This window comes from Luteolibacter algae (assembly GCF_042683045.1).
In the GTDB taxonomy this organism is placed as follows: Bacteria; Verrucomicrobiota; Verrucomicrobiia; order Verrucomicrobiales; family Akkermansiaceae; genus Luteolibacter; species Luteolibacter algae.
Genome location: NZ_JBHUIT010000033.1, coordinates 1 through 7,208, shown reverse-complemented (window position 1 = coordinate 7,208; position 7,208 = coordinate 1). Strand labels below are relative to the sequence as shown.

Sequence of the window (7,208 nt, the reverse complement as noted above, 5' to 3'; positions counted from 1 at the left end):
GTTTCAGTGGTTTTACCACAAGAACTCTAAAAAGGAGCTGTCCGATTTTCTGGGGTCAGGCCAGGTCCATACCCAAATAAATTCGCGAACTTAATAAAGCATTCGGAATCACGCTCATCAAACTCATACATCTCCAGTCGAGCCTCACGTGAAATCCACCCGAACAGAAAGTTGCTGATTGCGTATTCTATTAATTGTCGTTCTTGACCGTTCGCAGCAATCCAAGCATCTTCAGATTGAAGATTCCATGTTTGGAATCCGTTACTACCAGATATTTCATCCGCAATTCTTTGCAACTGGGCCAAAAGTCGATCAAGTCGATCGCCAGATCCAAGAACGTCCATCATTGCGATAAGGCGCTGATTGGGATTCTCGTCAAATTTCAAGCTAGTGATCACTTGCGGAAGTGATCTCAAAAATCGCCGATAAAATGGGGTGGAAAACGAATTCACCATGAGCGCATTCGCCACCAAATACTGGAGGTAACTCGATCCCAACCTTTCGTCTAGTGGAACCGAAAGAAATTCATAGTATTTCTGATAATCTCTAGGATAGCGCATTGCTTGGGCAGAATGCTCAGAAATATGAAATACCTTTATTGACAAATAAGTAGCAAACACCTCATGCGCGAACTCGGATGCCGAATACATAGCATTGATCAATTCGGAAAATTTCGGAATCGCTCTCTTGTCCTCTAGTGCGGCAAATTCTTTCCTCTCACCAAAAAGAAGCACAGCCAGGATTCGTGCATCCGGGCAGGAGCTAAATATCCTGTCATGGACATTCTCGTGTAAATTCACCAACGGGTCTTTTCCGTGGTTGAGGAAGATATTTGTTGACACTCCATCGTGGTAGCCGCCTGTAGAGATTACATTGGCTTCTTCCCGAAAGGCTCTAAAAATTGGGCGCTCCATCAGTGGCATCGTATCGCGCAAGACTTACATGGCCAGCGGATAGATGGGGCTTATCCCGACGAAAATGGAGGGGCAACCGCTTTCATTTGATCATGAGCGCCACTAGCTGATGCCAGCTCGTTTTGGACGTTCATTCCCAACCGTCCCTGATCTCATGTCCTCCAAGTATTCCAATCAGCAGTTGGCCAGTGGCATCGGCAACCGCTTTGGCTACCCGTCGCATTCATCCGCGCAGCCAATTCACCGTGTGTTTCCCGTGTGTTTTTGCACAAAATCCACGTTTCCCCTGTAGTTTAAACGGTCCATAAAGGGTTCAACTACCTGCCTCTCGTCCGACGACACCTCGCCGGCGACTGGCACGAAGGATCCCAATATGACCTGGAAAGCAATATCCGGTCATTGGCGGATAATACCGAAATTATATCCCAGTATGTCGCCTCCGATGCGGCATCCATAGTAGATCTGGTAACCATCGTCACGTCTGCGGATCGAACCTACACCGTCATATTTCTGGCGAGCGATCCAACCGAATGAAACAGAAATACCCTCAACGAATTTCTCATACGTCTACCAACCCCATCATGAATACCCAGACACCACCCATCCCAAAATACTGCATCATCCCAACTAAGCATGGCTCCACACTTATTGCCATCGACACCGGATTGAATCCGAACGAATACCCGAATTTCCATACAGAGATCCGTTTTCCTGAAAGCCGTCCAGGCGAAGGAGTCACGCTCGGACCGATTCCCGGTAAAACCTGCTCAATTTACCACGTCCAACCCGGTGACATCATCAATGCTGGCTTGTGGAACGGGAGTACAATGACCCGTCATTGTTACGAGGTTTTATCCGACTACACAATCCGGAGTCATGATCCGGCGAATACTACCAGAACTTCGGTTCTCCGCCCTCGTGTGACCCTTCGGAACCTCGGCGGCGAAATGCTTACTGTTGAGGAAGAGGATCTCGAATTTCTATTTTCCTCAGAGTGGCCCCAATGGCTTGGTCAAATCCTTAATGCACAACTCTGCCATTTGACCCATCCCCAAAAACTGGACAGCGATACTCAAGTTATCCCGGTCGTTTTCTCCTGTGCGTCCATGAGATCAAAAAACAGCTGTGTGTTCCAGCATTCGTCTCTAAGCCGTCCGTTGAAGCTCTCAATGTATGCGTTCTCAACCGGCTTGCCGGGACGGATGAAATCCAGGCTGATGCCGTTCCGGTATGCCCATGCATCCATCTCACGACTGTAAAATTCGGAACCGTTGTCGACCGTGATCGTATCCGGCGTGCCACGTGATGGGATGACTTCACCAAGACATTTCGCAACGTCCTTGCCTCCCAGCGACCGGCCCGCTTTGACAGCCAGGCACTCACGTGTGAACTGGTCCACAACCGGCAGTATCCTGAAATAGCTCCCGCTCTCAAGCCGGTCGGTAACAAAGTCCATCGACCACCGCTCGTTCATTTTCACTGCCTTCGCGGGAATCACCCGAAGATGCGAGCCGCGTTTCGTCCGCTTCTTTACGTCGCAGCTGCAGCCCTTCCTGCAAATACAGCCTTCTGACCCTCTTCCGGTTCACTTGCCAACCTTCCCTTACCAGCATTGTGTGGATCCGCTGACAACCGAAGCGTATCCTTACGGACGAAATCTCCTTGATTCTCCGTGCCAGCAGCTCGTTGAACGGATTGCCCTTCGGCTCGTAATAGTAACCCGAACGCGCCAGACCGGCGAGACGGCAAGCCCGGCTCGAACTGATCCGGTAGGCCGCCTTCATCCAATCAACTAACTCGCGTTTGCATCCGGGCTTTTTTGCCAGAACCTCCTGCAGGATATGCTTGTCGAGGCTCAGATCCGCAACCAGCCGCTTGAGCTTCATGTTCTCTTCACGAAGCAGGCGCAGCTCGCGGACATCGCTAATCCCCATCCCCGCATACTTCTTCTTCCAGTTGTAAAAGGTCGCTTCGCTAACCCCCATCTTCCGGCAAAGCGAGGCAACGGTTTCACCCGCCTCGTTCTGCTTCAACGCGTAGGTCACTTGCTCCGGCGTATACTGACTTCTCTTCATTTCCTTGGTTCCTTTCCGATGTTTCTACCGGAAATCCCTCAAGTTTCAATCCGTCCGGTTTTCGGGGGAGACGTCATACCTCCTCAATCAGCCAGCCGACTTCAGAGTTCTTTTTTCGGGCAGCGATTTGATGGCATCGTTCTCCATCGCGAGATCGGCATACATGCGCTTGAGCTTGGAGACGCTCAGACACCCACATCCCCGCCGCCTCGATCAACCGCCCGTTCAGATCCTTATCCATATCATCCAAAGTCCCCGTAATCCGAAGCGGAGTCCACAACAGCCTCATTTTCCCCAGGCTTTTCTGCGATTCGGTTGCCGGTCTCTTGAAGTCTCACTTATAAGAACTATCACTATCCATCATGTGATCTCCCCTTTTGTACATTTCGGCATTTTTCCCCCCTGCTCTTGTGCTTTTCGCAGGGAGCCGTAATCTACACACAGATTTCGATCCGAAAAAATCCAGACGGCACCTGCCTTTCGACGGTGTGAGGGTCGGGGATTGGATGATGGTTTCAGCCTCGGATTCACGTAAAAGCTTCGAATTCGACGTGGATAGTGACGGATCTACCGATTTCGGGCTATATTCTACCCTTGATCGGACAGACGCGGGGACGACTGCAAGCGGTGTCTATGCTGCCCCTTACGGTAGTGTCCAGATTCTAGGAGCTCCTTATTTGCCACCAAATCGTGATCCGGCTTCGCTTTGTGCCGGTATGCTCGTAGGTTCAATCATCGGAGCTGACTCATCGCTGCTTTACACTCCCCAAACCCAGGTTCAATGGGATGGCAATAACTTCCGAAATGGGACTTTTACAATGCTTTCGCCTCCTGTATCGATCGGTCCAGAGGCTACAGGACAGGCGGGCACCTTTTATGTGGGAAGTGAGGATTACAGGATTTCTCGCTTTCCGCATCTTGAAGGAAGACGGTTGGCACTACGGATGGCTTGAGGTATCCGGAGGTGCGTTCGGACTTTCAATTCATGGCATCGCCTGGGAGACCGATCCGGACAAGGCAATCGTCGCGGGTGCGGTTCCAGAACCGACAAGCGCCCTGATCGTCATCTGCGGAGCGATCTGTTTCTTGATCAGACGCAAACGTTTCCAATGACCATGTAAATTCCATTTGCTCCAAGGCGGGACTTCCGGCGTTCTTCCAGATTACAGGCGGCAATTTCCGCCCTGCGCTTCTTGATCGAACTTGAGAAAAAATCCATACTCTGGCATGGAAGGGGCTGCACTGGAATCGGGAATACCCCCCGGCAGGCTCTCGCCAACGCGGTTCCGGTGACGAATGCCGAACAAGACTGGAATCCCGTTGGGCGGGGGCTGGATAGCCTCTTCTGCACAGTGAAAGTTTGAATAAATATCACTTGATATATCAAAGGGATTTCCTACCTTGTTATCAATAGTGCGCAGCACGCGACCCTGGGTAACCGGGAGCGAACCACGCTGCGCCATTTTTTTGCCTGATTTTCCGAACCCATGGAGCAAGGATTAAGTCTGACGCCATGAAGTTTGATAAGAAATATCTGACCACAGCACAGCACATCGAGCTGATGAGGTCGCGCGGGTTGGCCATAGATGACGACTTTTTCGCAACCCACTGGCTGGAAAAAAGCGGCTATTATAGGCTGACTGGCTACGCTCTGCCGTTTCGCAAGAAAACTCCCGATGGCAAACTCGAGGAAGATTTCATCAAGGGCGCCACCTTCGAGGATATCGTGAGACTCTATGAATTTGACCGCCATTTGCGGTTACTGGTTCTCGATGCGGTGGAACGCTTCGAGGTCGCGTTCAGAACCTCGATGAACAACACCATGGCCGCGAAATACGGTCCGCACTGGTTCATTGACTCCACATTGTGGAGCGACAAGACCGATGAAAAAACGGGAAAGCCGTATTTCGATCATGCGGAGTTTCTAGAATCGGTGGCGAGGGACAAACAGACGCCGTTCATCAAGAAATACCACGCGACATATGACGATCCGGAATATCCGCCATGTTGGATGCTGGCGGAAACGCTGACCCTAGGAACCTGGTCGAGGGCTTATGGGATGCTGGTAAACAACCAGGACAAGAAACCGGTTTCAGACGCGTTCCATTTGTCCGTCGGAGAGATGGTTTCCTGGAGCCACGATCAACGATTTGCGGAACAAGTGCGCCCATCAGTCGCGGGTCTGGGATTCCCGATACGTTAGTGGCCCCCGCAAGAAAGGATACCTGAAAGGGATCGTCGGGGATAACCAGTGCTTCTTCGCACAGGTAGCGGCGCTAGTTTATTGTCTCTGGAGCGTGGAACCGGAAAACACCTGGCTGGAACGTCTTGAAAAATTGCTGGAAGGCTGCCCGCTGGCTTGTCCGGAGACGATGGGCTTTCCAGACGACTGGAAGGAAAAGCTGCTTACCCTCCGGGAGAGCGCGACGGGAAGTTGAACCACTCTGGTCAGTTATACTCTGAACGGTCGACCATCACGAGCGGATCGTCACCGATTTTCTGGATACGGAACAACTGGCTGTATCGCCTGTGGCGATCCTTTTTTTGTTGGTGATTCCAAGGATAATCGTGATTTTTTCGCCGGTCTACTAGGTATGTCCCCCACTTCTGCGGAGATATACCCCGGAGATTCTGGTAATCGAGCAACAAGTTTGAACTGTGCCTCATCTTCGATTCTGGTGAAATCGCCGCTGCCCAGAATCCGTCCGTCATTGAGTTCGTGAAAGAATTGCACCCCTGCGGAAGTATCCAGCTTCGGGGTTGGGTCAATGTGTTTTCTAAGCTGCCTGCGCGGCAGTGAACAGTGCGTAGGATAGGACTCCGGCCATGGGTAGTTTCTAAGCTGCCTGTGCGGCAGTGAACTCGCCGAAAGCCGCAAGGAAGTGGCTTGCAAATTTCTAAGCTGCCTGTGCGGCAGTGAACCGGACAGGGGGAAAGTGTTGACGCATCAATTTTTTCTAAGCTGCCTGTGCGGCAGTGAACCTGGACGCTGCAAAGGAGGTCGCCAAGCGCATTTTCTAAGCTGCCTGTGCGGCAGTGAACCTGCCCATGAAAGAATGCGATCAACCGTGAGTTTTCTAAGCTGCCTGTGCGGCAGTGAACGACCCGATAGTCAAAGGGCATGGCCTCCGGATGTTTCTAAGCTGCCTGTGCGGCAGTGAACGTTTCGCCGGATGCGTCCGCGAGTTTTTGCAATTTCTAAGCTGCCTGTGCGGCAGTGAACGAATGGTCCGGCCCGGGCGATGAAGAGGATGATTTCTAAGCTGCCTGTGCGGCAGTAAACTTGTATTGCAAACAGTCCTCGGTAATCCGTGATTTCTAAGCTGCCTGTGCGGCAGTGAACATTACGGGGCGCATAGTATCGTGGGCTTGTTTTTTCTAAGCTGCCTGTGCGGCAGTGAACTAGATTTTACCTCATTTGGCCAAACTGTATCTTTTCTAAGCTGCCTGTGCGGCAGTGAACGCGAGCCCCTGCTTATCCCTCTCCCGTGAGTATTTCTAAGCTGCCTGTGCGGCAGTGAACTATTCGAGACGGCGAGAGTTACATATAATAGATTTCTAAGCTGCCTGTGCGGCAGTGAACTTTCAAGGCCGATTGCTAGACCTATCGCGGGTTTTCTAAGCTGCCTGTGCGGCAGTGAACAATCGCTTCCTCAACACCGTAATCTTTGCAGATTTCTAAGCTGCCTGTGCGGCAGTGAACAACTCATTCCCCCCTTGCAATACCACTTTACTTTTCTAAGCTGCCTGTGCGGCAGTGAACTTGTTTCTCCTCGAAAAAGAGCAAGTCCCAAATTTCTAAGCTGCCTGTGCGGCAGTGAACTTATTGAGAGATACAACCGTGTTTTTCCGTTCTTTCTAAGCTGCCTGTGCGGCAGTGAACTTTATCCAGTGAGAATCGCCTCAGCATCCTACTTTCTAAGCTGCCTGTGCGGCAGTGAACAAAACCTCCGCGCCCTCCACCGCCTCCATCGCTTTCTAAGCTGCCTGTGCGGCAGTGAACTCCTCGATGATGCGGATGGAGAGGGGGCTCATTTTCTAAGCTGCCTGTGCGGCAGTGAACCCGGATCTGGCGGCCGCTCCGGCCCCGTTGAATTTCTAAGCTGCCTGTGCGGCAGTGAACGAGGCGGTGGATGGGCTCCGAGTGGCTTTTGATTTCTAAGCTGCCTGTGCGGCAGTGAACAGTTCTATAGCTTTGAAAACTCGTTGACTAATAGCG

7 protein-coding genes and 1 CRISPR repeat array are annotated in these 7,208 nt (G+C 51.6%); of the genes, 3 read left to right on the top strand and 4 right to left on the bottom strand.

Features of this window, described 5'->3' with window-relative positions; all coding sequences use genetic code 11:
• Positions 1 to 26: 26 nt before the first annotated feature.
• The 3 genes from ACFSSA_RS14460 to ACFSSA_RS14450 form a co-directional block, all read right to left on the bottom strand.
• Complete coding sequence (locus ACFSSA_RS14460; RefSeq protein ID WP_386821292.1) at positions 27 to 935, bottom strand: hypothetical protein; 909 nt, start codon at positions 933 to 935, stop codon at positions 27 to 29.
• A 1,051-nt stretch (positions 936 to 1,986) separates the two neighbouring features.
• On the bottom strand, positions 1,987 to 2,370 hold the full coding sequence (locus ACFSSA_RS14455) for a DDE-type integrase/transposase/recombinase (RefSeq protein ID WP_386821293.1): 384 nt from the start codon (positions 2,368 to 2,370) through the stop codon (positions 1,987 to 1,989).
• The gene (locus ACFSSA_RS14450) at positions 2,345 to 2,989 is read right to left on the bottom strand and encodes a transposase (RefSeq protein WP_386821291.1); all 645 of its coding nucleotides are present in this window, start codon (positions 2,987 to 2,989) and stop codon (positions 2,345 to 2,347) included. The genes ACFSSA_RS14455 and ACFSSA_RS14450 overlap by 26 nt, the downstream gene beginning before the upstream one ends.
• A gap of 804 nt (positions 2,990 to 3,793) precedes the next feature.
• Here ACFSSA_RS14450 and ACFSSA_RS14445 point away from each other — a divergent pair.
• Positions 3,794 to 4,102, top strand: a complete 309-nt coding sequence (locus tag ACFSSA_RS14445; RefSeq protein WP_386821289.1) for a PEP-CTERM sorting domain-containing protein — start codon at positions 3,794 to 3,796, stop codon at positions 4,100 to 4,102.
• 50 nt (positions 4,103 to 4,152) lie between these two features.
• On the opposite strand, the gene ACFSSA_RS14440 is transcribed toward ACFSSA_RS14445, so the two are convergent.
• Positions 4,153 to 4,452, bottom strand: coding sequence for a hypothetical protein (locus ACFSSA_RS14440; RefSeq protein ID WP_386821287.1), 300 nt, complete (start codon positions 4,450 to 4,452; stop codon positions 4,153 to 4,155).
• A 50-nt stretch (positions 4,453 to 4,502) separates the two neighbouring features.
• Between ACFSSA_RS14440 and ACFSSA_RS14435 the strand changes: the two genes are divergently transcribed.
• Positions 4,503 to 5,192: an Abi family protein gene (locus ACFSSA_RS14435; protein WP_386821285.1), complete on the top strand. Its 690-nt coding sequence runs from the start codon at positions 4,503 to 4,505 to the stop codon at positions 5,190 to 5,192.
• Between the two features lie 94 nt (positions 5,193 to 5,286).
• On the top strand, positions 5,287 to 5,427 hold the full coding sequence (locus ACFSSA_RS14430) for a hypothetical protein (RefSeq protein ID WP_386821283.1): 141 nt from the start codon (positions 5,287 to 5,289) through the stop codon (positions 5,425 to 5,427).
• A gap of 336 nt (positions 5,428 to 5,763) precedes the next feature.
• Positions 5,764 to 7,172: a CRISPR direct-repeat array (repeat unit 28 nt; unit sequence TTTCTAAGCTGCCTGTGCGGCAGTGAAC).
• Between the last annotated feature and the right edge of the window lie 36 nt (positions 7,173 to 7,208).